Source organism: Streptomyces sp. NPDC003697 (genome assembly GCF_053587115.1).
Genome location: NZ_JBSFNN010000076.1, coordinates 1 through 24,817 on the forward strand (window position 1 = coordinate 1; position 24,817 = coordinate 24,817).

The following is a 24,817-nucleotide window of genomic DNA, read 5'->3' on the forward strand; positions in this document are numbered from 1 at the left end:
AGTACATCCAGTACGAGGGCGTCCGGCCGGCACGCCGAGAGCACGCACCGGACGCCACTCCTTGACGGGCAAACGTTGCCTGCCGCGGCACTAGGCAGCGTCGTTTGGATCACTGGTCGCGGAGTGTTGAGTGCGCCGGTCGTGGCCGGCTGCAATGTCAGAGGCACCTTCTACAGTGCGACCATGGTTCTTGCGCTGCCTGAGGGAATGCCTTCCGGCCGGTTCCTGCCCTGTGGCCGGGTGCAGGTGTGGGTCTCCGATGAGTTCCCTGATGACATCGAGCGGTTGTGGTCCCGCTTGCTTGGCGAGCAGGACACGACCGGGCTGGTTCCGCTCTTGTGGCCGGGTGCTCTGGGAAAAGCGTTGCACCTGGATCGGGTTGACGCCATCTCTTTGGAGGACGTGCTGGCGGCGGACTTCGCCGAGTATCGGCGGAGCAGGCTGCCGCTCTGGACAGACTCGACGCCGGTCCCACTTCCCGAAGGAGTCGAGCCGTGGCCGCACGACCCGGGGCCGCCCTTCGACCAGTGGCCGGGCCTGGCGCCGCCGATGCCTGTGACGTCCACTGACCCGACGCCTCAAGAAGCTTCGGAAAGGACGCTTGCCTGGCTCATCGACGCGGGGTGATTCGGGCTGGACGGGTGCCGCCTGTTGCTTGTCCCCGCTTCGCGCAGCAGCGACGCCGTGGCGTTGCTCGGCTTGGACACGGACGCACCACTGCCTTTGGTCTGTGCTCTGCTGCGAAGCTGGGAGGACCGGTATGGGGCTCGAGTGATAGGAGTACTCGGGCGTGAGTTGCATGTCTCAGTCGCACGTCCGCCGGTCGAAGCGTCCCAGACGGAGCTGCTCGCCCTGGAGCATGTGCTGTCCACTGCGGACAACATCGTCGATGACCCGCCCACACCGTTTCCCGAGTACGCAGCAAGCCTTGCAGGGCGGACTCACTGGTCGTTCTGGTGGGATTAGGCGGTTTCGTTTCGGATCATCGGGCAGACCAGAGGAAGATACCCACGATGTGGAGTCCGGCCAGGTAGATGGTTGCTGTGCGGCGTTCCGCGTGTCACGGCCTGTGGCACGCAGAAGACGGTCCACCCACATAACAAAATCTCTCTGCTTGTTCACCGGATGTGCCGGCTCCCAGGGAGCCGAGGGCCGGATGCAGGCGCGGAACTTACCAGCCCGCGCCTGCATCCGGATCATCGGGAATGATGAGGGCGCGATCTCGCTCCGGTCCATCTTTCGCTCTGCGGTGGCAGAGAAGCGGATACCGGAATCTCCGGTCGCGCATATTGTTGTCCCTAAGATAAAGGCAAAGCGTCTTGATGAGAAGTCACTTCCTGACGGGAAGGCTGTCAGGGCTATCGCTGATGGGATTCGCCCCAGCTGGGCCATCTCTGTCTGGCTCATGGTGGGATGCGGCTTGCGAATTGGAGAAGTGCTTGCTGTTCGTGATACGGACTTTGAGTCCGGTCACGTACGGCTTCCATGTCAATTCGTGCGGGTGAAACGTGCTGGCGGATATAAGGCGGAATTGGCGCCCCTAAAGGCTCGCGAGGAGGGCCTGTGGCGCGATGTTCCGGTACCGACTTCTGTCATGGCAGCGGTCAGGTTTCATGTAGAACGTCATGGCGTTGGTCGCGAGGGTTACCTCCTGCATGCCCATCATGGTGGGGAAGTGCTCGACTCGGACTATCGAACCGAATTCAAGGCCGCAGTGAGGAGAGCGGGATACGGTGACGAGCCGTGGACCGCGTGCACGCTGCGTCACTTCTTTGCAAGCAGTGCCATCGCCGGCGGCGTGTCACTCCTCGAAGTGTCGAGGTGGCTTGGCCACTCCACCATCCGGATCATGGCCGACATCTACGGCCATCTGACCCCGGACGCTGGTGGCAGACTGAGGTCCGTGATGGATCAGGTGCTGACGGGCGCTAGCGTGGTCGGTGCCGACCACGAGGACCGTGCTGGTTCGGTGCTGACTACAGGGGCTGAGTAAGGGGAAAAATGCAGGTCGGAGCGGCGTTTTGAGAATTCTGCACACTTCCGACTGGCATCTCGGCCGGGCGTTCCACCGGGTGAGCATGCTCGGCGCCCAGTCCGCGTTCATAGGCCACCTCGTCGCCACGGTGCGCGAGTGCGCCGTGGACGCGGTGGTCGTGTCGGGGGACGTGTACGACCGCGCGGTTCCGCCGCTGGCCGCGGTCGAGCTGTTCGACGACGCCCTGCACCGGCTCGCCGACCTCGGGGTGCCCACGGTGATGATCTCCGGCAACCACGACTCGGCCCGTCGCCTCGGAGTGGGCGCCGGGCTGATCGGCCGCGCGGGCATCCATCTGCGCACCGAGCCGGCGGCGTGCGGCACGCCGGTGGTGCTGGCGGACGCCTTCGGCGACGTCGCCTTCTACGGCCTGCCCTACCTCGAACCGGCCCTGGTCAGGGATCACTTCCAAGTCGAGCGGGCCGGCCACGAGGCGGTGCTGGCGGCCGCCATGGACCGGGTCCGCGTCGACCTCGCCGCCCGTGCGCCCGGCACCCGGTCCGTAGTCCTCGCCCACGCCTTCGTCACCGGCGGCGAGGCCAGCGACAGCGAACGCGACATCACCGTCGGCGGCGTGGCCTCCGTGCCCGCCGGGGTCTTCGACGGCGTCGACTACGTCGCCCTCGGCCATCTCCACGGCTGCCAGACCATCACCGGGCGCGTGCGGTACTCCGGCTCCCCGCTGCCCTACTCCTTCTCCGAGGCGGACCACCGCAAGAGCATGTGGCTGGTCGACCTGGGCGCCGACGGCTCCCTGACCACCGAGCGGGTCGACTGCCCGGTCCCACGGCCGCTGGCCCGGATACGCGGCACGCTGGAGGACCTGCTCGCCGACCCGGACCTCGCCGGCCACGAGGACGCGTGGGTCGAGGCGACGCTCACCGACCCGGTCCGCCCGGCCGACCCCATGGCCCGCCTCGCCGAGCGCTTCCCGCACGCCCTCAGCCTCGTCTTCGACCCCGACCGGGCCCCCGACGACCCCGGCGTGTCCTACGCCCGCCGCCTCGCGGGCCGCAGCGACCAGCAGATCGCGGAGGACTTCGTGGCCCACGTGCGCGGCGCCGGACCCGACGAGCACGAACGCACGGTGCTGCGGGAGGCGTTCGACACCGTCCGCGTGGACGACGCGGTGCGCGAGGTGGCGCGGTGAGGCTGCACCGGCTCGACATCACCGCCTTTGGGCCGTTCGGGGGCTCCCAGCGCGTCGACTTCGACGCGCTGTCCGCCGCCGGGCTGTTCCTGCTGCACGGGCCCACCGGTGCCGGCAAGACGTCCGTCCTCGACGCCGTGTGCTACGCCCTGTACGGCGCGGTGCCCGGAGCCCGCCAGAGCGCGCAGGGCCTGACGCTGCGCAGCGACCACGCCGCACCGGCCACCCGCACCGAGGTCGGCCTCGAACTGACCGTCGCCGGACGGCGGCTGGAGATAACCCGTCAGCCGCCCTGGGAGCGCCCGAAGAAACGCGGCACGGGCACCACCGTCGACAAGGCGCAGACCTGGCTGCGCGAGTACGACCCGGCAATCGGCGCCTGGAAGGACCTCAGCCGCTCCCACCAGGAGATCGGCGAGGAGATCACGCAACTGCTCGGCATGAGCCGCGAGCAGTTCTGCCAGGTCGTCCTGTTGCCCCAGGGCGACTTCGCGCGCTTCCTGCGCGCCGACGCCGAGGCCCGGGGCAGACTGCTCGGCCGGCTCTTCGACACCCGTCGCTTCGCCGAGGCCGAGAAGCGCCTCGCCGACCGCCGGCGCACCACCGAGGCCCGGGTGCGCGAGGGTGACGCCGCGCTGCTCGCCGACGCCCACCGCATGCAGCAGGCCGCGGGCGACGCCATGGAACTGCCGGAGCTCGCGCCGGGCGAGCCCGGCCTCGCGGAGGCGGTGCTGACCGCCGCCGCCGTCGCCCGCAGCACCGCCCGCGAGCAGCTGGTGATCGCCCGGACCCGCCTCACGGCCGCCGAGGAGGCACAGGCCGGCGCCGAACGCGCCCTGGACGACGCACGGGAAGTGGCGCGGCTTCAGCGCCGGTACGCCGAGGCGCGCGAGCGCGCCGCGCGCCTGGAGGAGGGCGCCGACGCCCGTCGCCAGACGCGGGAGCGGATGGACCGGGGCCGCAAGGCCGAGGCGGTGGCGCCGGCGCTGGAGCTGCGCGACGCCGCCGAGGCCGAGCACCGGCGGGCGGCCGCCGCCGAGGGGCGGGCGCGGGCCGCACTCCCCGAGGCCCACGCCGGCGACGGCGCGGCCGGACTGGCCGCAGCCGCCCGCCGGACCGCCGAGGAACTGGGAGGTCTGGAGGCCGCCCGCCGCGCCGAGGAGCGCCTGGCCGGCCTCGTCGCCGAGCGAGCCGGCCTGGACCGGCAGGAGCGCGCCGACGAGGACGTCCTGCACGAGGCGGAGGCATGGCTCGCCGCGTGGGAGACGACACGGGCGGCGCTGCGGGACCGTGTCCAGTCCGCCCAGGAGGCCGCCGGCCGGGCCGAGCAGCTGGCCGTCCGGCTCGACCCCGCGCGCAAGCGGCTCGAGGCCGCCCGGCTGCGGGACCGGCTGGCCCGGGACGCCGAGGACTTCCGGCAGCGGGCGCTCACCTCCGGCCAGGAGGCCCTGCGCGCCAAGGAGCACTGGCTGGAACTGAAGGAACAGCGCCTGAACGGCATCGCCGCCGAACTCGCGGCCCAACTCGCCGACGGTGAGCCGTGCGCCGTCTGCGGCGCCACCGAACACCCCGCCCCCGCGCGGAAGGTCGCCGGACACGTCGACCGCGAGGCGGAGGAACGCGCCCTGGCCGCCTACCAGCGGGCCGAGGAGCAGCACGCCGAGCACGAGCGAGGTCTGGGCGCCGCCCGCGAGGCGCTGGCCGCCGCCACCGCCGAGGCCGGCGACACTCCCGGCGACCAGCTCGCCGGGGAACTGGAGGAGCTGGAGAGGCGGTTCGCCGAGACCCGCCGGGACGCCTCCGCACTGCACACGGCCCACGAGGAGCTGCGCCGGGCCGAGCAGGAGCGCGAGCGGCGCCTCGCCGACCGGCAGCAGGCCGAGGTCCGGGCCGCCTCCCGGCTGGCCCGCCGGGACACCCTGGACCGGGAGAAGGCGGCCTTGGAGGAGGAGCTGGCGCAGGCCAGGGGCGGTGCCGGCAGTGTGGCCGCACGGACGGCGGACCTGGAGCGCCTGGCGGCGCGGCTCTCCGAGGCCGCTGACGCCGCACGTGCCGCCGAGGACAGCGCCGTACGGCTCAAGGAAGCCGACGGGCGGCTCGCCGAGGCGGCGTACCGCGCCGGCTTCCCCACCCCGCGGGACGCGGCGGCCGCCCTCCTCGACGACGCCGCCCACCGTGAACTCCAACGACGCCTGGACACCTGGCAGTCGGAGGAGGCCGCCGTGCACGCGGTCCTCACCGAGGCCGCCACGGCCGCTGCCGCCCAGCGGCCGCCCGCCGACCTCGCCGCGGCGGAGCGGACCGCGGCCGCCGCGGTGCGCACCCTGCGGGAGGCCGCCTCGGCGTGCGACGCCGCCGCCCGCCGCGTCGCCGAACTGGACCGGCTGTCCGCACGCGCCGAGGCGGGAGTGCGCCGCCTGGCGCCCCTGCGCCGGGAGTACGACCGTGTGGCCCGCCTCGCCGCCCTCACCGCGGGCACCTCGGCGGACAACGAGCGCAGGATGCGCCTGGAGTCGTACGTGCTCGCCGCCCGCCTGGAGCAGGTCGCCGCCGCGGCGACCGTACGGCTGCAGCGCATGTCCTCCGGCCGCTACACCCTCGTCCACTCCGACGACCGCTCCGGACGCGGCCGCAGCGGGCTCGGGCTGCACGTCGTCGACGCCTGGACGGGCCGGGAGCGGGACACATCGACGCTGTCGGGCGGCGAGACGTTCTTCGCCTCGCTCGCGCTCGCGCTCGGACTCGCGGACGTCGTCACCGACGAGGCGGGCGGGGTCCGCCTGGACACGCTCTTCATCGACGAGGGTTTCGGCAGCCTCGACGACCAGACGCTCGACGAGGTCCTCGACGTGCTGGACTCGCTGCGCGAACGCGACCGCAGCGTCGGCATCGTCAGCCACGTCGCCGACCTCAGGCGGCGCGTCCACGCGCAGCTGGAGGTCGTCAAGGGAAGGTCCGGGTCGACGGTCCGGCAGCGCGGCGAGGCCTGACCCCGAAGCGGCGGCAGCCCGGCACGTCCGGGCACACGGGGGCCAGCCGCGGCACGACCCGAGGACGCGCCGCGGCACCGGGCGTGCCCGCCCGGCCCGCCGACCGCGACCGTGCCGGCCCCGGAGCGGACGGCCGGGGGCCGCTGAGCCGTCCCGGAGCCGGTGCGGGGGCGGCCGGAACCGGCCGCCCCCGCACGGGCCTACAGCCGCGACAGCTCGTCGACCAGATCGTCCAGGCCCAGGGAGCCCTGGGACAGAGCCGCCATGTGCCAGGCCTTCAGGTCGAAGGCGTCGCCGTGGCGCCTCCTTGCGTTCTCCCGGCCCAGCAGCCAGGCCCGCTCACCGAGCTTGTAGCCGATCGCCTGACCCGGGATGGTCAGGTAACGGGTCAGCTCGCTCTTCACGAAGTCCGCCGGACGGCTGCTGTGCGCGGCGAAGAACTCCTCCGCCAGCTCCGGCGTCCAGCGCTCACCCGGGTGGAACGGCGAGTCCGCCGGGATCTCCAGCTCCAGGTGCATGCCGATGTCGACGATGACGCGGGCCGCCCGCATCATCTGCGCGTCGAGGTAGCCGAGCCGCTGCTCCGCGTCCGTCAGGAAGCCCAGCTCGTCCATCAGCCGCTCCGCGTACAGCGCCCAGCCCTCCGCGTTGGCGCTGACCAGGCCGACGGTGGCCTGGTAGCGGGAGAGGTTCTCCGCCACGTGCGTCCACTGCGCGAGCTGGAGGTGGTGGCCGGGGACGCCCTCGTGGTACCAGGTCGAGACCAGGTCGTAGACCGGGAAGCGGGTCTGTCCCATCGTCGGCAGCCACGTCCGGCCGGGACGGGAGAAGTCCTCCGACGGCTGCGTGTAGTACGGCGCGGCCGCGCTGCCCGGCGGGGCGATGCGGGACTCGACCCTGCGGACCCGCTCGGCCAGCTCGAAGTGGGTGCCGTCCAGCTCGTCGATGGCTCGGTCCATCAGCTCCTGCAGCCAGACGCGGACCTCGTCGACGCCCTCGATGTGCCGGCCGTGCTCGTCGAGGTGCGCGAGGGCCACCCACGGTGTCTCGGCACCGGGCAGGATCTTCTCGGCCTCCTGCCGCATCTCGCCGAGCAGGCGGTGGAATTCCGACCACCCGTACGCGTAGGCCTCGTCGAGGTCCAGATCGGTGCCGTTGTAGAAGCGCGAGAGGCGGGCGTACCGTTCGCGGCCCACCGTGTTCGGCGCGTCCTCGACCGCCGGGGCGTACACGGCGCGCATCCAGTCGCGCAGCTCCACGACGGCCGCGGTCGCGGCGCGCGCCGCGTCGTCCAGCTCCGTGCGCAGGGCGTCGGGGCCCGCGGAGGCGAAGTCCTCGAACCAGCCGCGGCCCGTGCCGTCGGAGTCCGACCACTCGGTGAGCTGCTCGATGAAGGTGGCCGTCGGCCGCGGACCCGCCGTCAGCTTCCGCTCCAGCCCCAGCGCCAGGGACTCGCGGTAACCCGCCAGCGCCGACGGCACCGCACGCAGCCGCTCGGCGACGGCCGCCCAGTCCTCCTCGGTCTGCGTGGGCGTCACCGTGAACACCTCGCGCACGTGGTGCGCCGGGGTGCCCAGGTTGCCGACCGCGCGCAGCCCCTCCTCCGCCTCGTGCACGGCGAGTTCCGCGGTGAGCCGCTCGCGCAGCAGCCGCGCGCACCGGCGCTCGGCGTCACTGTCCGCGCCGGACTGCCGCTCCGCCTCGTCCAGCCGGGCGAGGGTCCGGCGCGCCAGGTCCGCCAGCGCCTCCTGGCCGGCGGGCGAGAGATCGGGCAGTCTGCTCGAACTCTCCTGCACACCGAGATACGTACCGGTGACCGGGTCGAGGGCGATCAGGTCGTCGACGTAGGCGTCGGCGACCTGACGGGGCAGCGGGCTCTTGGTCTCTGACATGCGCACCATCCTCGTACGGAGGCGTGGCCCGCGTCACCCCGATTCAGCTGACGGCGAGCCGGGCCCGGCGCCGGGCGGCAGCAGCGGACCGCAGTCCCACTGCTGGAAGATCAGCCGGGTCTCCACCCGCGCCACCTCCCGCCGGGCCGTGAACTCGTCCAGGACCAGCCGTTGCAGGTCGGCCATGTCCGCGACCGCGACATGAACGAGGTAGTCGTCCGGACCGGTCAGGTGGAAGACGGTCCGCGACTCCGGCAGCGCCCGGATCCGCTCCACGAACGGGCCCACCAACTCCCGCCGGTGCGGCCGCACCTGGACGGACAGCAGCGCCTGAAGACCCCGGCCCAGCCTGGCCGGATCGAGCTGCAGCCGGTGGCCGAGGATCACGCCGGAGCGGCGCAGCCGGGTCACCCGGTCCAGGCACGTCGAAGGCGCGACCCCGACCCGGGCGGCGAGATCGCGGTAGGTGGTCCGGGCGTCGTTCTGCAGCAGCCGCAGCAGGTGGAGATCCACCGGATCCAGTACGACAGATTCGGCCATATGGCGAACGGTACACGTGATGTGGCGCCGTGCCCCCGTTCGGTGTTCACCCTTCCGCCCATGGACTCAAGCCGCAGCCGCGCGCACGACGACGTGCGCACCGCACCCAGGGCACTGGCCACCGAGGCCGTGCACGCAGGCCGTGACGACCTCGCCCGGCAGGGACTGCACGCCCCGCCGATCGACCTGTCCACCACCTACCCCTCCTACGACAGCCGCGGTGAGGCGGCGCGGATCGACGCCTTCGCCGCCGAGGGTGCCGAGCTGGAGGGCTCCCCGGTCTACGGCCGCCTGGGCAACCCGACCGTCGCCCGCTTCGAGACGGCCCTCGCCCGCCTCGAGGGCACCGAGGCCGCGGTCGCCTTCGCCAGCGGCATGGCCGCGCTCAGCGCGGTCCTCCTGGCCCGGGCCGGTACGGGCCTGCGGCACGTGGTGGCCGTACGGCCGCTGTACGGGTGCAGCGACCACCTGCTGACCGCGGGCCTGCTCGGCACGGAGGTGACCTGGACCGATCCGGCCGGCATCACGGAGGCCCTGCGCCCGGACACCGGGATGGTGATCGTCGAGTCGCCCGCCAACCCGACGCTGGCCGAGGTGGACCTGCGGGCCGTGGCCCACGCCTGCGGGTCCGTGCCCCTCCTCGTCGACAACACCTTCGCCACGCCGGTGCTGCAGCGCCCCGCCGAGCACGGCGCGCGGCTGGTGCTGCACAGCGCCACCAAGTACCTCGGCGGGCACGGCGACGTGCTGGCGGGCGTCGTGGCGTGCGACGAGGAGTTCGCCCGACGGCTGCGGCAGGTGCGGTTCGCCACGGGCGGAGTCCTGCACCCGCTCGCCGGCTATCTGCTGCTGCGGGGGCTGTCCACGCTGCCGGTGCGGGTATGGGCCGCGTCGTCCACCGCCGCCGAACTGGCCCGCCGGCTGGCGTCCGACCCGCGCGTCTCCCGGGTCCACTACCCGCGCCTCGGCGGCGCGATGGTCGCCTTCGAGGTGCACGGCGACCCGCACGCCGTCATCGCCGGGGTCCGTCTGGTCACCCCGGCCGTCAGCCTGGGCAGCGTGGACACCCTCATCCAGCACCCGGCCTCCATCAGTCACCGCATCGTGGACGCCGAGGACCGGCGGGGCGCCGGAGTCGGCGACAAGCTGCTGCGTATGTCCGTGGGACTGGAGGACGTGGACGACCTGTGGGCGGACCTGGACGCCGCCCTCGGACGGGCGTCCGAGTCCCAGGAACCCGGGACCCTGCGTGAGGCGGTGAGCTGACCCACCCCGCCCTCCACACCGCGCCCGTGTCCGCCAGGCCGGACACGCCGAGCCGCACCGACGCATGACGGACGCCCGGGCGGCGGTCGGTGGGGCCCGGCGGTCGACGACGGCGGGCCCTTCGGGCGCGTGACGGCGGACCCGGCGACGCGTGGCGCGCGGCCCCGCTGGGGACGGACGCCCGACGGCGCACGGTGGACGTCCCGGCCGGCGATGCCCGGGCGCGGTCCGATGTACGGCTTGACGCGCTGCGACGTCGTCGGTTCCCCGCCGCGCGGGGCGAGCGTCTCCTCCCGCGTCGCCTCCCTGCCGAGCGCCGGGATCCCGGCGGCCCCGGGCGGGGCGAGGCCGGCGTTGGCGGCGGACGCGGCCCGCGCCGCCAAGGCGGCGGACGCCCCGGACGTCCCGGCCACCCGGTCCCCGGTGTGCGGGCGGCGGGCCTGGGCGCCCCGCGCCGCGGACTCGGTGCCGGGGTCGACGAGTTCGACGCGGAGCCCCGAGGGCAGCGGCGGTCCGGCGTGGGGGCCGCTGCCCCGGCCCCGGGGGCCGGGGTCCGCGCGGACCCGCACCTCGATGCCGTCGGATTCGCCCACCCACAGCGGCGCGGTGGCGCCGCGCACCCGCCCGGAAGTGCGCTCCTCGCTGTCCGGGTCGGCGCCGTGGGCGGTGTTGTGGACCTCGACGTCCTGCCGTCCCGACCAGGCGCCGGTGGCGGCCGAACGGGTGCGGACGCGGACGGTGCCGTGCAGTGCGGTGGCCGGGTCGTCCCAGACCACGCCGACGAGGGAGAAGTGCCCCACGTGCGCGCGGTACAGGCCCTGCTCGCGGGTGGCGCCGGTGGCGCGGTCGGGAGTGAGGGGTGCCAGGGGCAGGGACTGGGTGCTGCCGGGCACGGCCAGTCCGGTGGTCCGCCATCGGGCCGGTCCGCCGCCCGCGCCGGGCGTCCCCGCGGCCGGGAAAGGGCTCGCGGCCGCGGGGAGGGCGAGCGGAAGGGCGATGACGGCCGCACAGCCGGCGCCGAGGAAGAAAGCAAGGAATCCGTGTCCACGCATGCCCCTGATCTTGGACATAATCACATATTCCTGTCCATACGGGAACTGACGGTCCGTCGGCCGGCGTTCCGCCGAACCGGTGGCCCCGCCGCCCGGCGGCAGGCCGGTGCGCCGCGTACCCTTGCCCGGGTGAACGCCACCGAACGCACCCCCGCCGACCTGCTGCGTTCCGCGCTCGCCGCGGACCCCGGATGCCCCCTGGTCACCTACTACGACGACGCCACCGGCGAGCGCGTCGAACTGTCCGTGGCCACCTTCGCCAATTGGGTGGCCAAGACCGCCAACCTCCTCCAGGGCGACCTCGCCGCGGGTCCGGGCGACCGGGTGGCACTGCTGCTGCCGGCGCACTGGCAGACGGCGGTATGGCTACTGGCCTGCGCGTCGGTGGGGGCGGTCGCGGACGTGGCCGGGAACGCGGCGGCGGCCGACGTCGTGGTGAGCGGGCCGGACACGCTTCAGGCGGCGCGCGCCTGCTCCGGGGAGCGCGTCGCACTGGCGCTGCGGCCGCTGGGCGGCCGGTTCCCGCAGCCGCCGGAGGGCTTCCTCGACTACGCCGTCGAGGTGCCGGGGCAGGGCGACCGGTTCGCACCGTTCGCGCCGGTGGACCCGGAGGCCCCGGCGCTGATCGTGGCCGGTGCCGAGCACACGGCGGCGGAGGTCGTGGAGCGGGCCCGTACGGACGCGCCGGCGCTCGACCTGACGGGGCCCGGCTCCCGATTGCTGTCCGGCCTGCCCTACGACACGTGGGAGGGGCTGAGCGCCGGACTGTACGCGCCGCTGGCCGCCGGCGGATCGGTGGTGCTGTGCCGCAACCTGGACCGGCTGGACGCGGAGAAGCTGGCCCAGCGGGTCGAGAGCGAGCGCGTCACGGCCACGGCCCGCTGACCCCGGGGCGGCACGGAAGGCCGTGAAGGCCACCGGGGAACTCGCACGGCATTCGACACCGGAATTCGCATTCCGCCGTCGGCCGTCCTCCATTACCGCGGGAGAAGCGGAAGGGGCCTTTTTCCGGCGCGCTCGGGAGTCGCGCGGTCACAGTCGGTGCCGAGCCGGGGCCCGGGGCGCGGCCGTGAACGGGCCGGCGGGCCGACCGGACGCCTTCCTTCCACATTCGCCCTCCCCGGTGGCACCGCCCGAACCAGGTCCGCTGCGAGTAAAACCACGGCCAAGGGCGAACTTTTGTCCAGGGAAATGGGCGGATTGCCCAGTTGTAGGGGCGTGGAATTTGTCACGGGCGTCGCCCGGCGCTGAACTGGGCGGATAGTGTGAGCGATCCGGTGCACCCGGCCGCGAGGTCATTCCTGGGGTCGTGCACTGTGTGAGCAGACCTGAGTGCCTTGAGGGGGCAAGGCGCCGCGTGGCCCCGACGGAGGATTCGGACAACCGTGGACGCGCAAGGCCGTGGGCGGGCGGACAACATCGATCCCGCAGACCAGTGGGTACTCAACCCGGACACCGGTGAATACGAACTGCGACTGACCCCTTCCGCTGCGCAGTCGGCGGTGCCGGGGCCACGCAGAGCCGCCTCGCGCGGCGGGCGCGGCGCGGCGGCCGAGAGCCGCGCGTCCGCATCGGGCCGCGGCCGGCCGGAGCGCCCGGAGGCGTCCAGGGGCACGGCCCCCGGCCGCACCGTGCCCGGCCCGCGGCGCCACGGAGGGCCCGAGGAGGCCGTGCAGGCCGGCCGGCGGGGCCGCCGGCCGGCGAAGCAGAAGTCGAAGGCCAAGAAGGCCGTGATGTGGACCGGCGGCGGGATGGCACTCGTCCTGGTCGCCGTCGGCGGCGCCGGCTACCTCTACCTCAAGCACCTCGAGGGCAACGTCACGACGACGGACGTCGGCAGCGCGGGCAAGAACGGCTTCAGCAAGGACGACGCCTTCAACATCCTCATCATCGGCACCGACAAGCGCACCGGTGCGGGCAACCAGGGCTACGGCGACAAGGGCAGCGTCGGGCACGCCGACACCAACATCCTGCTGCACGTCTCCAAGGACCGGACCAACGCGACCGCGCTGAGCATCCCGCGCGACCTCCTCGTGAACGTCCCGGACTGCCCGACGAAGCAGCCCGACGGCAGCACCAAGATCGTCCCCGGCACCGACAACGTCCGCTTCAACACGAGCCTCGGCCAGGACGGCCGCGACCCCGGCTGCACCATGCGGACCGTCAAGGAGGTCATGGGCATCTCCGTCGACCACTTCATGATGGCCGACTTCAACGCGGTGAAGACCCTGACGACGGCGGTGGGCGGGGTGGACGTGTGCCTCCAGCACGCCGTCAAGGACAAGGAGTCGCACCTGGACCTGCCGGCGGGCGCGTCCACCGTGCAGGGCGAGCAGGCCCTGGCCTTCGTCCGCACCCGGCACAGCTTCGGCAACCAGGGCGACCTGGACCGCATCAAGGTGCAGCAGCAGTTCCTCAGCTCGCTGATGCGCAAGATGTCCTCCGGCGACACGCTCACCGACCCGACCAAGCTGTACAAGCTGGCCGAGGCGGCCACGAAGGCGCTCACCGTCGACAAGGGCATCGGCAAGGTGAGCACGCTCAAGGACGTGGCACTGGAGCTGAAGAAGGTGCCGACGAAGAACATCACCTTCCTGACGGTCCCGGTGGTGGACAACCCCGCCGAGAAGGTCAGGGCCACCGTCGTGCTCAACCAGTCCACGGCTCCGCAGGTCTTCGACGCCATCCAGCACGACGTCTCCTTCACCGACGTGAAGAAGAAGGAGAAGGCGGCCAAGGACGCCGCGGCCGCCCGGCTCAAGGGCACCCAGTCCGAGGCCTCCGAGGTGCGGGTGCGCATCCTCAACGGCGGCGCCCCCGGCGGCAGCGCCCAGGAGACCCTCTCCTGGCTGCAGAACAGCAAGGGCGTGACCAAGTCGGAGAACGCGGGCAACGCACCGCGGACGCTCGGCCGCACCACGCTCGAGTACGCTCCGGACCAGGCACCCCAGGCGCGCAGGCTCGCCGCGCTGATGGGTCTGCCCGGGTCCGCGCTGAAGCCGGGCGAGAGCGTCACCAACGCCCAGGGCCTGCCGACGATGACACTGACGCTGGGTCAGGACTTCAAGGGTGCGGGCGTGTCCCTGACGGCTCCGGCGAAGGCGCCGGACGTGGAGAAGTCCACGGCGGACAAGGTTCAGTGCGCCAGTTGAGCGCGGTACGCCACCTTCCGGGCCTCTCACGCGTCTAACGGGACGCAGGACAGCTCGTCGACGGCGCAGAGGGTGGGGAGGCAGGGGACATGACGCGGAGCAGTGTGCGCGGGGAGGGAACGCGGTCGGACGTCCGGCACGGCGGTGACCTGGGGGGTGCGGACGGCGGTCCGGACGGGACACCGGCGGAGGACGACGGCTCCGGCAGAGACGGCGACGGGCGGCGGAACGGCCGGCGGCGCCGCGGCCGGACCCGGGGCAGACATCGGATACTGCGCTGGTTCGCGTCGGTCCTCTCGCTGCTGATACTGGGGACGGCGGCCGCCGGATACCTGTACTACCAGCACCTCAACAGCAACATCCGCAAGGGGCAGCGCAGCAGCGGCGACTCCAAGGCGCACAGGAGCGAGCCGAACGCGGCCGGCCAGACGCCGACGAACATCCTGCTGATCGGCTCCGACAGCCGCAATTCTGCCGAGAACGTCAAGCTGGGCGGCAGCAGGGAGAACCGCGGCAGCCCACCGCTGGGCGACGTGCAGATGCTGATCCACCTGTCCGCGGACCGCAAGAGCGCCGCCGTGGTGAGCATCCCGCGCGACACCCGCGTCGACATCCCCCGGTGCACCGACCCGGACACGGGCGACGTCTACCCGCCCGTCACCAGGATCATCAACGAGTCGCTGAGCCGTGGCGGCGCCGGCTGCACGCTCGCCACCTGGGAGAACCTCACCGGTGTCTACATCGACCACTGGATGACGATCGACTTCGCGGGCGTGGTGAAGATGGCGGACGCCATCGGCGGCGTCGAGGTGTGCGTGGAGAACAACGTCTGGGACCGTCCGCTGCCCGGCGTCCCCGGCGGCTCCGGGCTGAAGCTGACGGCCGGCACGCACAAGGTGCAGGGCGAACAGGCGCTGCAGTGGCTGCGCACCCGGCACGCCTTCTCCAGCGACCTGGGGCGGGCCAAGGCCCAGCACATGTACATGAACTCGATGATCCGCACGCTGAAGAGCCAGAACGTCTTCGACACCGGCCGGCTGACGGACCTGGCGGAGGCGGCCACCAAGTCGCTGAAGGTGTCCGAGGAGATCGGCACGGTCAAGAAGCTGTACGACCTGGGCATGCAGCTGAAGACCATCCCCACCGACCGCATCACCATGACGACGATGCCGACCGTGGAGGACCCGCAGGACCGCAACCACCTGGTGCCCGGATCGGACGCCGAGAAGGTCTGGTCGATGATCCGCGACGACGTCCCCTTCGACAAGGGCGGCGGTGCGGCGTCCGGGAAGGCGCAGGCGAGCGCGGCTCCGGCGGCGACGAAGGCGCCCACCGACGCGGACGGCCAGATCGGCGTGCTCGTGCAGAACGCCACCCGGACCTCGATGCTCGCCCCGGTCTCCGGCCGGGCGAGCACGATCACGCAGCTGCTTGTGCAGAAAGGCTTCACCAAGGCGACGGCGGACACCGCGGCCGCGCTGTCCGAGGGCAGGACGGTCGTGCGCTACCCGAGCGCCGAACTCGAGGGCGACGCCCAGCGGGTCGCCAAGGCCCTGGGCATTCCGGCGAGTTCGGTGAAGAAGTCCACCGACGTATCCGGCGTCACCGTCCTCGTGGGCGCCGACTGGCGTACCGGCAGCACCTATCCGAAGCAGACGGCGCCCAAGGCCGGGGACGTCCCGGTGACCGCCGACGCCATCAACGGGTCCGACAGCAGCCAGTGCATGCCCGTGTACGCGCCCTACCGCTGGTAGCCGGCGGCGGCCCGCACACGGCGACCCACGCGAAGGGCCCCTCTCCGGCCGGCGGAGTGGGGCCCTCGGCACGTTCGCCGCGGTCGGGCGGTCACCCGGCGGCGACGACCGCCGGGCGCCGGGAGGCGATGACCTTCTTCGCCAGGGAGCGGGGGCTGGTCAGGAACCCCCAGCCCCACGACATGTGCATGGTGGCGAGGGCGACCGGTATCCGCAGCCGCGCCGCGACCGGCAGGCCCCGCCCCGCCGGCACCGACCCGGCGACGATCGCCGCCAGGTAGCCGCCGGGGACCACGAAGCCCCAGGGGGTCAGGGCCGCGCCCACCACGATCCCGGCCGCGACGGCGCACAGCGCGGTCGGCGGGGCGAGGTAGCGCAGGTTGATGGAGCCCTCGTGGTAGCGGGCGACGACGTGCCGCCAGCGGCCGTAGTCCTTGTACTGCCGGGCCAGGGCCCTGACGCTCGGACGGGGCCGGTAGGACACCTTCAGCTCCGGCGAGAACCAGATGAGCCCGCCCGCCTCCCGGATGCGGAAGTTGAGCTCCCAGTCCTGGGCGCGGATGAACTCCTCGTTGTAGCCGCCCTGGCGCTCCAGCGCCTCGCGGCGGAAGACGCCCAGGTAGACCGTCTCGGCCGGGCCCGCCTCGCCGCCGGTGTGGAACGCCGCGTTGCCGACGCCGATCCTGGACGTCATCGCGGCGGCGACCGCGTGCTCCCAGTCGTTCTCGCCCTCGGCGTGCATGATGCCGCCGACGTTCTGCGCGCCGGTCTCCTCCAGGAGCCGTACCGCCGTGGCGATGTAGTCCGGCGACAGCATCCCGTGGCCGTCGACCCGGACCACGACCGGGTGACGGGAGGCCTTGATCGCCGCGTTCAGCGCGGCCGGGGTGCGTCCGGTCGGGTTCGGGACCGTGTGCACGCGCGGGTCGTCACCGGCGAGTTCGGCGGCGATCTCGTCCGTGCGGTCCGTGGACGGACCGAGGGCGATCACGACCTCCATCTCGCCGGCGTACTCCTGCGCGAGGATCGCTTGGACGGCTCCGCGCAGATGCCGCTCCTCGTTGAGGACGGGCATGATCACAGAAACGGCGGGGAGCCGCACGTCGGGCTTGGCGTTCATCGGTGCTCACGTTACCGCGAACGGGGGACACCGGTGCGCGCCGCATGGGCCGTTGCCCCGGTCAGCCGATCGTATGGGCCTACCGTGCACACGGATCCCACCCACGCCTTCCGCGGAGGTGTCCCCGCATGCCCGCCACACCGCCCCGGCCGCCCGCGCCGTCACCGCGCCGGCCCCGACCGGCCGCCGCTTCGCCGCGGCCGGCCCACGCGCCGCGTCACCCCAGGGGGCGAAGGCGGCCGCGCTGGGCCATGCGGGCGGTGACCACGCTGTCCGTGGTGATGCTCGCCTCCGCGGGCATCGGCCACGCCGTGGTGAGCAGCCTGGACGCGGACATCGCCCGCGTCGACCCCTTCAGCGACATGAAGAACCGCCCCCAGGCCGGCCACGGCCTGAACGTCCTGCTGGTCGGCACCGACGGCCGGGACCGGATCGGCGAGCGCGAGCGGCGGGAGTACCGGCTCGGCGGGCAGCCCTGCCACTGCACGGACACGATGATGCTCGTGCACCTGTCGCAGGACCGGGAACGGGCCAGCGTGGTCAGCCTGCCGCGGGACTCCTACGTCGAGCTGCCCGCGCACATCGACCGGAACACCGGACGGCGGCACGAACCGCACCCGGTCAAGCTGAACGCCGCGTACGCCGAGGGCGGGCCCCGGCTGACCGTGCGCACGGTCGAGGACATGACCGGGCTGAAGATCGACCACTACCTGGAGGTGGACTTCACCACCTTCATGCGGACGGTCGACGTCCTCGGCGGGGTGCAGATGTGCACCGCCGCCCCGCTGCAGGACCTCTACACCGGCCTCGACCTGCCCCCGGGGCCCCACACGCTCAACGGCGGGCAGGCCCTGCAGTACGTGCGCTCGCGGCACATCGACGGGGCCGGCGACCTGGGCCGGATGAAGCGCCAGCAGCACTTCCTCGCCGCGCTGATCGAGCGGGCGACCTCCTCGCGGGTGCTGCTGAACCCCCTGAGGTTCCGGGACGTGACACGGGCCGTGCTGGGCTCCGTGCGCGCGGACAAGGGCTTCGGCACGGACGAGCTGCTGGACCTGGGACGGGCGATGCGGGACTTCTCCCCCTCCTCCTCGGAGTTCACGACCGTCCCGATCGGGCAGATGGCCTACCCCGTCAAGGGCCTGGGCTCGACGGTGAAGTGGGACCGGGCCGAGGCGGACCGGCTCTTCCACGCGCTGCGCGAGGACCGGCCGCTGGCGGCGCACCGGCCCCGGCGCCGGCCGGCCGCCCCCGCGGCCGTCGAGGTCCCGCCGCCGCTGATCCGGGTCCAGGTGGAGAACGGCACCGGCACCGTGGGGCTCGGCAGACGGGTCGACACGGCGCTCGCGGCGGCCGGGTTCCGGACGACGCGGACCCCGGTGGACTCCAGCCGGCGGGGCGTGCGGCGGACGCTCGTGCTGTACGACCCCCGCTGGGACCGGTCGGCCAGGGCGCTGGCCGTCGCGCTGCCCGGCAGCGAGTTGCGGGCGATGCCGGGGCAGGGCGCCACGCTGAAGGTCGTCGCGGGGGCCGACTTCCGTCAGGTGCGCAGGGTACGGGTCCAGGACCCGGCCAGGAGCGCGGCCGAGGTGACGACGGGCGACGAGGTGGTGTGCCGCTGACGACGGCGCGACGGCGCCTCAGTCCTCGTAGCCCTCCGCCGCCCGCCTCTCCCGCAGTTCCCTGATCGCCCGGCGGCGGGCCAGGCGGTGGGTGCGGCGGATCTGCGCCTCCTGGTAGCGCCGCCGGTCCTGCTCGGTCTCGGGGGCGACCGGCGGCACGGGGCGCGGCCTGCCGTCGGCGTCCACCGCGGCGAAGACCAGGTACGCCGAGCCGACGTGGGTGGGCGGGGCGGACTCGTTCCAGCGCTCGGCCAGGACCCGCACGCCGACCTCCATCGAGGTCCGCCCGGTCCAGTTGACCTGGGCCTGCACATGCACCAGGTCGCCGACGCGGACCGGCTCCAGGAAGACCATCTCGTCCATCGACGCGGTGACCGCCGGTCCGCCGCTGTGCCGGCCGGCCACCGCGCCCGCGGCGTCGTCGACCAGCTTCATGATCACACCGCCGTGCACCGTGCCCAGAAGGTTCGTGTCGTTGTGGGTCATGATGTGGCTGAGGGTGGTCCGGGACGCCGAGGTCGGCTTGCCCGGGAGGTCCGACGTGCCGGGTGCGGTGGCGGGGGCCTGGTGTGTCATGCCCTCCACCCTATGTGAACCGACATTCGGACTATATGTGTCGGGTTCGCAACAGCCGTGACCCGATTTTCCGACGGCCCTTGTAAGCCATATGGCCGCGCCCTGCACACTAAGGCCCATGAATGATTGGCCCGAGGGATGGTCCGACGACAACCGCGGCGCTCGGTACGGACGCGGCAGCACCGGCGCACAGCCGGAGGGCGCGCGGGTGATGCGCCAGGTCCGGCGCGGCCCGGCGGCGTCGCCCGGGCAGGGCACCCCCGGGCGCCCCGGCCCCTCGGCGCCGCCGTACGGGGTGCCGCAGCAGCCGTCGTACGTCGACGGCCGCGGATACGACGACGGCGGATACGGCAGCGGCTACAACACCGGTCAGGTCTACGGCGGTCCGGGCGGCCCCGGCGGCGGCTACGGCGGACAGCGTCCCGCCCCGGACTGGCGCCGCCGGATCAAGCTGACGGCGCTCACCCTGGTGACCGTGTTGATCGTCACCTCCGTGGCGACCTATTTCTGGGCCGACTCCAAGCTCCACCGCGAGGTCGACCTGTCCCGGGTGATCGACCGGCCGGAGGCCGGCGAGGGCACGAACTACCTGATCGTGGGCTCCGACAGCCGCGCCGGGCTGTCGGCCGAGGACAAGAAGAAGCTGCACACCGGCTCCGCCGAGGGCAAGCGCACGGACTCGATGATGATCCTGCACGTCGGCAGCAACGGCGACACGCTGATCTCGCTGCCGCGCGACTCCGACGTGGAGATCCCGACGTACGTCGGCTCCGAGTCCGGCAAGAGATTCCAGGGCACGGGCCGCCACACGAAGCTGAACGCCGCCTACGCCGAGGACGGGCCGACGCTGCTGGTGCGCGCCGTCGAGTTCAACACCGGCCTGCACATCGACCACTACGTGGAGATCGGCTTCGCCGGCTTCGCGAACATCGTGGACGCGGTCGGCGGCGTGGACATCACCATAGACAAGGCGTTCAAGGACAAGTACTCCGGCGCCGACTTCCAGGCGGGCGAGCAGACGCTGAACGGCGAGCAGGCCCTCGCCTTCGTCCGCACCCGGCACGCCTTCGCGGCGAGCGACCTGGAACGCACCAAGAACCAGCAGAAGTTCCTCTCCGCCCTGGCCCACCAGGTCGCCACCCCGTCGACGGTACTGAACCCCTTCAAGCTCTACCCGACCATGGGCGCGGGCCTGGACTCGCTCATCGTCGACAAGGACATGGGCCTGTGGGACCTGGCGTCCATGTTCTGGGCGATGAAGGGCGTCAGCGGCGGAGACGGCACGTCCATGAACATGCCGATCTCCGGTTCCTCCGGCGGCAACCTCCTCTGGGACAAGGCGAAGGTGAAGACGCTGGTGGACGAGCTGAAGAACGACGAGAAGGTCACCGTCTCCGGGAACTGACCGGCCGGCGGACGGCGGCACAGGGAGAGCCCCCGCGGGCAGTGACCGCGGGGGCTCCGTGGCCTTGGGGCGCCGGTGCTACATCCGGGTGCCGGCCATGGCGCGGCACATCTCCGCGCAGCGACGGCACGCCTCGGCGCAGCGCATCATCATGTTGTCGTCGGGCATGGACATACACGCCTCGGCGCACATGTCGCAGGCCTTGGCGCACAACGCGCACATGTCGCCCGCCATGGGCGAGCGCCGCATCATCATGTCGGCACACATCCGCGTGGTCTCGGAGCAGTCCATGAGCGCGCGCATGATCTGCATCTGGGCCTGGCCGCCCTTCTGCATGCAGGCGCTCATGGCCTCCTCGCAGATGCTGTGGCAGGTCATGCACGCGTTGACGCAGTCCTGCATCTCCTTGCTCATGGCGGTCATGGTTCCGGGCTGGGTCATGGCTCCTCCTCGGAGACAGAGGGGCCCCGGGGCGGGCCCTGTGCCCTTCCGTCGTACGCCCGGTCGCCGCCGCGCGCCATTCGGACGCGACCGCACACCTACGCCGTCCGGGTCACAACCCCGGGCCCGGGCACCGCCGGTGACCGCCGCGCACGGCCACCGCCGGCGCCGGAGGCACGACAACAGCCCCGGCGTCCGCCATGGGCTGTTGTCGTGACGGTCCGCCGGTCACGGCAGGTTGCGGGCCATCACGATCCGCTGGACCTGGTTCGTGCCCTCATAGATCTGCGTGATCTTGGCGTCGCGCATCATGCGCTCGACCGGGTAGTCGCGGGTGTAGCCGTAGCCGCCGAGGAGCTGGACGGCGTCCGTGGTGACCTCCATGGCGACGTCCGAGGCGAAGCACTTGGCCGCGGCGCCCAGGTACGTGAGGTCGGCGTCGCCGCGCTCGGAGGCGGCGGCGGCCTGGTAGGTCAGGGCACGGGCGGCCGATATCTTCATCGCCATGTCGGCGAGCATGAACTGGATGCCCTGGAAGTCGGCGATCGGCTTGCCGAACTGCTTGCGCTCCTTGACGTAGCCCTTGGCGTAGTCGAGGGCGCCCTGGGCGATGCCGAGGGCCTGGGCGGCGATGGTGATGCGGGTGTGGTCCAGCGTCTTCATCGCCGTGGCGAAGCCGGTGCCCTCCTCGCCGATCATGCGGTCGGCGGGGATGCGGACGTTGTCGAAGTAGACCTCGCGGGTCGGGGAGCCCTTGATGCCGAGCTTCTTCTCCGGGGCGCCGAAGGACACGCCTTCGTCGGACTTCTCGACGACGAAGGCGGAGATGCCCTTGGAGCGCTTGTCGGGGTCGGTGACGGCCATGACCGTGTAGTACTCGGAGACGCCCGCGTTGGTGATCCAGCGCTTGACGCCGTTGAGGACGTAGTGGTCCCCGTCACGGACCGCGCGGGTCTTCATGCCCGCGGCGTCCGAGCCGGCCTCGGGCTCGGAGAGGCAGTACGAGAACATCCCGTCGCCCTTGGAGAGCGGCGTCATGTACCTCTTCTTCAGTTCCTCGGAGCCGGAGAGGATCACCGGCAGCGAACCGAGCTTGTTCACGGCGGGGATCAGGGAGGAGGACGCGCAGACGCGGGCGACTTCCTCGATCACGATGACGGTGGCGAGCGCGTCCGCGCCCGAGCCGCCGTACTCCTCGGGCACGTGCACCGCGTGGAGGTCGTTCGCGACGAGGGCGTCGAGCGCCTCCTGCGGGAAGCGGGCCTCCTCGTCCACCGTGGCGGCGTACGGCCCGATCTTCGCCTCGGCCAGCGAGCGGACGGCGTCGCGGAGCATGTCGTGCTCCTCGGACGGGCGGTACAGGTCGAAGTCAGCCGATCCGGCCAAGGTCTCTCACGCTCCCAATAACGACCACTGATGGACGCTAATTACCGTTAAGTAACTCGAATAGTAGAGGGCCGCTCACGTGATCGGACACGTGAGCTTGGCGACAGCGGGGACCTTGCCCGGCGAAGGGCCCTCGCATGCCCCGGATATGCTCGGGCCCGCATCACCATCATCCCTCCTGGAGCACCCCAATGAGCCTGAAGATCACCGTGATCGGCACCGGTTACCTCGGCGCGACGCACGCCGCGGCCATGGCCGAGCTCGGGTTCGAGGTGCTGGGGCTCGACGTCGTCCCCGAGAAGATCGAGACGCTCCAGCGGGGCGAGGTCCCCATGTACGAGCCCGGGCTGGCGGAGTTGCTGCGCAGGCACGTCGCCGGGATCGAGGGCTCCAGCGGCCGGCTGCGCTTCACGATGGACTTCGCCGAGGCCGCCGCGTTCGGCGACGTCCACTTCCTCTGCGTGAACACCCCGCAGAAGCACGGCGAGTACGCCTGCGACATGTCCTACGTCGACTCCGCGGTCGCCTCGCTCGCCCCGCACCTGACCGGTCCCGCCCTGGTCGTCGGAAAGTCGACCGTCCCGGTCGGCTCGGCGGACCGGCTGGCCCGGACGATCGCCGAACTCGCCCCCGCGGGCGCGGACGCCGAGCTGGCGTGGAACCCGGAGTTCCTGCGCGAGGGGTTCGCCGTCCAGGACACGCTGCACCCGGACCGGATCGTGGTCGGCGTGCGCAGTGAGCGGGCCGAGAAGCTGCTGCGCGAGGTCTACGCGACGCCGGTCGCGGAGGGCTCCCCGTTCGTGGTGACCGACTTCCCGACCGCGGAACTGGTGAAGACCTCCGCGAACTCCTTCCTGGCCACGAAGATCTCCTTCATCAACGCCATGGCGGAGGTGTGCGAGGCCGCGGGCGGCGATGTGGCCAAACTGGCCGAGGCGATCGGGTACGACGACCGGATCGGGCGGAAGTTCCTGCGGGCCGGCATCGGCTTCGGCGGCGGCTGCCTGCCCAAGGACATCAGGGCGTTCATGGCGCGCGCCGGTGAGCTGGGCGCGGACCAGGCGCTGACGTTCCTGCGCGAGATCGACTCCATCAACATGCGCCAGCGCGGGCAGATGGTGGAGCTGGCCCGGCAGGCGCTCGGCGGCGGGCCGTTCCTCGGCAAGCGGGTGGCCGTGCTCGGCGCCACGTTCAAGCCGGACTCGGACGACGTGCGCGACTCACCCGCCCTGAACGTCGCCGGCCAGATCCACCTGCAGGGCGGCCAGGTGACGGTGTACGACCCCAAGGGCATGGACAACGCCCGCCGGATCTTCCCGACACTCGGTTACGCCGACTCCGCGCGGGAGGCCGTCCGGGGCGCCGACGTCGTGCTGCACCTGACGGAGTGGCAGGAGTTCCGCGAGCTGGATCCGGCCGAGCTCGGCGAGGTCGCGGCGGCCCGGATCGTCCTCGACGGCCGCAACGCCCTGGACCCGGAGCTGTGGCGCCGGGCGGACTGGACCTACCGCGCGATGGGACGCCCGACCGCGTGAGCCGGCCGTAGCGGCGGCGGGGCCCGGAGCGGCACGGGAGCCCGGCGGGCTGTGCGCGGCCCGCGATCGCGGCATCGGCGGCGCGTGCCCGGGGGCCGACGCGGGAAGCGGCGACGCCGGTTCGGCCGAGGCTCAGTCGGCCGAACCGGCGTCGTGTCGCATTCTGCACCATCCGGCCGCGGCGCGAGCGGGGAACTCCCGGCGTGCGGGGGGCGGTTCCGTCGGGACCGGCCGGGCCGGCACCCCGATCCGCTGACGGCACGTCGGGCGGGAGGACGGCACCGCTGCGGGGCGCCCCCTATGCCCCTATGCCCCCGGTGTCTCCTGCGTCTCCCTGGCCCGGTAGCGGCGCATCTTCGCACGCGCCCCGCACACGGCCATGGAGCACCAGCGGCCGCGTCCGGCCGGGCTGCGGTCGTAGTACGCCCAGTGGCAGGTCACCGCCTCGCAGGCCTTCAGCCGGGACCAGGTGCCCGTGACGAGCGCGTCGGCGACGGCGGCCGCCACGCGGGAGAGCAGCGGGCCGGCGTCGGCCGGGGCGAGGGCCGCGGAGCCGTCTTGTCCGTCGATCGTCAGCACCAGCGGTGCCCGGGCCAGCAGGTCGGTGAGCGGGGTCACCTCGCGGTGCGGCGGGTGCCCGGCGTGGGCGAGCAGGGCCGCGCGCAGCGACTCGCGCAGGTCGCGCGCCTGCGGCAGGTCCCCCTCGGTGATCCCGAAGCGCGCCCGGCCGTCGGCCGTGTCGAGCGAGTCGGCACCCGTCGCGAGGTCCAGCGTGTTGACCAGGGACTCCACCAGCGCCAGGCCCCCGGGCGCGGGCGATCTGTCACTCATGCCAGCGACGGTACCTCGCGAACCCGGTTGCGTCGTTACCGGCGATACGGGACCATCGGGTAACCGTTAC

General features: G+C 72.5%; 19 protein-coding genes. 12 read left to right on the forward strand and 7 right to left on the reverse strand.

The features are described 5' to 3' along the window. Positions 1–183 precede the first annotated feature (183 nt). From ACWDNY_RS24725 to ACWDNY_RS24745, 5 genes are all read left to right on the forward strand, one after another. Positions 184–627: a hypothetical protein gene (locus ACWDNY_RS24725; RefSeq protein WP_451647977.1), complete on the forward strand. Its 444-nt coding sequence runs from the start codon at positions 184–186 to the stop codon at positions 625–627. Positions 628–651: 24 nt separating this feature from the next. Beyond that, entirely contained in the window at positions 652–966 is a 315-nt protein-coding gene (locus ACWDNY_RS24730; protein WP_451647978.1) for a DUF4253 domain-containing protein, read from the forward strand. Positions 967–1,156: 190 nt separating this feature from the next. Continuing rightward, entirely contained in the window at positions 1,157–1,993 is an 837-nt protein-coding gene (locus ACWDNY_RS24735; RefSeq protein WP_451647979.1) for a tyrosine-type recombinase/integrase, read from the forward strand. 28 nt (positions 1,994–2,021) lie between these two features. Continuing rightward, a complete protein-coding gene (locus tag ACWDNY_RS24740; RefSeq protein WP_451647980.1) occupies positions 2,022–3,185 on the forward strand; it encodes an exonuclease SbcCD subunit D in 1,164 nt (387 codons plus the stop codon). Then, entirely contained in the window at positions 3,182–6,175 is a 2,994-nt protein-coding gene (locus tag ACWDNY_RS24745; RefSeq protein WP_451647981.1) for an AAA family ATPase, read from the forward strand. The genes ACWDNY_RS24740 and ACWDNY_RS24745 overlap by 4 nt, the downstream gene beginning before the upstream one ends. A gap of 200 nt (positions 6,176–6,375) precedes the next feature. Here ACWDNY_RS24745 and ACWDNY_RS24750 read toward each other — a convergent pair whose 3' ends face one another. Then, entirely contained in the window at positions 6,376–8,067 is a 1,692-nt protein-coding gene (locus ACWDNY_RS24750; RefSeq protein ID WP_451647982.1) for a DUF885 domain-containing protein, read from the reverse strand. A gap of 33 nt (positions 8,068–8,100) precedes the next feature. Then, complete coding sequence (locus tag ACWDNY_RS24755; RefSeq protein ID WP_451647983.1) at positions 8,101–8,607, reverse strand: Lrp/AsnC family transcriptional regulator; 507 nt, start codon at positions 8,605–8,607, stop codon at positions 8,101–8,103. A gap of 60 nt (positions 8,608–8,667) precedes the next feature. Between ACWDNY_RS24755 and ACWDNY_RS24760 the strand changes: the two genes are divergently transcribed. The 4 genes from ACWDNY_RS24760 to ACWDNY_RS24775 all read left to right on the forward strand — a co-directional run bounded on the left by ACWDNY_RS24760 (position 8,668) and on the right by ACWDNY_RS24775 (position 15,831). After that, a complete protein-coding gene (locus ACWDNY_RS24760; protein ID WP_451647984.1) occupies positions 8,668–9,873 on the forward strand; it encodes a trans-sulfuration enzyme family protein in 1,206 nt (401 codons plus the stop codon). A 1,181-nt stretch (positions 9,874–11,054) separates the two neighbouring features. Next, the gene (locus tag ACWDNY_RS24765; RefSeq protein WP_451647985.1) at positions 11,055–11,810 is read left to right on the forward strand and encodes a TIGR03089 family protein; all 756 of its coding nucleotides are present in this window, start codon (positions 11,055–11,057) and stop codon (positions 11,808–11,810) included. Between the two features lie 500 nt (positions 11,811–12,310). Then, positions 12,311–14,077: an LCP family protein gene (locus tag ACWDNY_RS24770; RefSeq protein WP_451647986.1), complete on the forward strand. Its 1,767-nt coding sequence runs from the start codon at positions 12,311–12,313 to the stop codon at positions 14,075–14,077. An 89-nt stretch (positions 14,078–14,166) separates the two neighbouring features. After that, positions 14,167–15,831: an LCP family protein gene (locus tag ACWDNY_RS24775; protein WP_451647987.1), complete on the forward strand. Its 1,665-nt coding sequence runs from the start codon at positions 14,167–14,169 to the stop codon at positions 15,829–15,831. A gap of 91 nt (positions 15,832–15,922) precedes the next feature. Here ACWDNY_RS24775 and ACWDNY_RS24780 read toward each other — a convergent pair whose 3' ends face one another. Next, a complete protein-coding gene (locus ACWDNY_RS24780) occupies positions 15,923–16,951 on the reverse strand; it encodes a glycosyltransferase family 2 protein (RefSeq protein WP_451647988.1) in 1,029 nt (342 codons plus the stop codon). Between the two features lie 128 nt (positions 16,952–17,079). Between ACWDNY_RS24780 and ACWDNY_RS24785 the strand changes: the two genes are divergently transcribed. Continuing rightward, the gene (locus ACWDNY_RS24785; RefSeq protein ID WP_451647989.1) at positions 17,080–18,573 is read left to right on the forward strand and encodes an LCP family protein; all 1,494 of its coding nucleotides are present in this window, start codon (positions 17,080–17,082) and stop codon (positions 18,571–18,573) included. Positions 18,574–18,591: 18 nt separating this feature from the next. On the opposite strand, the gene ACWDNY_RS24790 is transcribed toward ACWDNY_RS24785, so the two are convergent. After that, a complete protein-coding gene (locus ACWDNY_RS24790) occupies positions 18,592–19,149 on the reverse strand; it encodes an acyl-CoA thioesterase (protein WP_451647990.1) in 558 nt (185 codons plus the stop codon). Between the two features lie 118 nt (positions 19,150–19,267). Here ACWDNY_RS24790 and ACWDNY_RS24795 point away from each other — a divergent pair, with 118 nt between their 5' ends. Beyond that, on the forward strand, positions 19,268–20,554 hold the full coding sequence (locus ACWDNY_RS24795) for an LCP family protein (protein WP_451647991.1): 1,287 nt from the start codon (positions 19,268–19,270) through the stop codon (positions 20,552–20,554). 78 nt (positions 20,555–20,632) lie between these two features. On the opposite strand, the gene ACWDNY_RS24800 is transcribed toward ACWDNY_RS24795, so the two are convergent. Then, the gene (locus tag ACWDNY_RS24800) at positions 20,633–20,995 is read right to left on the reverse strand and encodes a four-helix bundle copper-binding protein (protein ID WP_451647992.1); all 363 of its coding nucleotides are present in this window, start codon (positions 20,993–20,995) and stop codon (positions 20,633–20,635) included. Positions 20,996–21,223: 228 nt separating this feature from the next. Then, positions 21,224–22,381, reverse strand: a complete 1,158-nt coding sequence (locus ACWDNY_RS24805) for an acyl-CoA dehydrogenase (protein WP_451647993.1) — start codon at positions 22,379–22,381, stop codon at positions 21,224–21,226. Positions 22,382–22,572: 191 nt separating this feature from the next. Here ACWDNY_RS24805 and ACWDNY_RS24810 point away from each other — a divergent pair, with 191 nt between their 5' ends. Continuing rightward, positions 22,573–23,916: a UDP-glucose dehydrogenase family protein gene (locus tag ACWDNY_RS24810; protein WP_451647994.1), complete on the forward strand. Its 1,344-nt coding sequence runs from the start codon at positions 22,573–22,575 to the stop codon at positions 23,914–23,916. Between the two features lie 306 nt (positions 23,917–24,222). Here the strand turns inward: ACWDNY_RS24810 and ACWDNY_RS24815 are convergent, their stop codons facing one another. After that, on the reverse strand, positions 24,223–24,747 hold the full coding sequence (locus tag ACWDNY_RS24815) for a CGNR zinc finger domain-containing protein (RefSeq protein ID WP_451647995.1): 525 nt from the start codon (positions 24,745–24,747) through the stop codon (positions 24,223–24,225). Positions 24,748–24,817 lie beyond the last annotated feature (70 nt).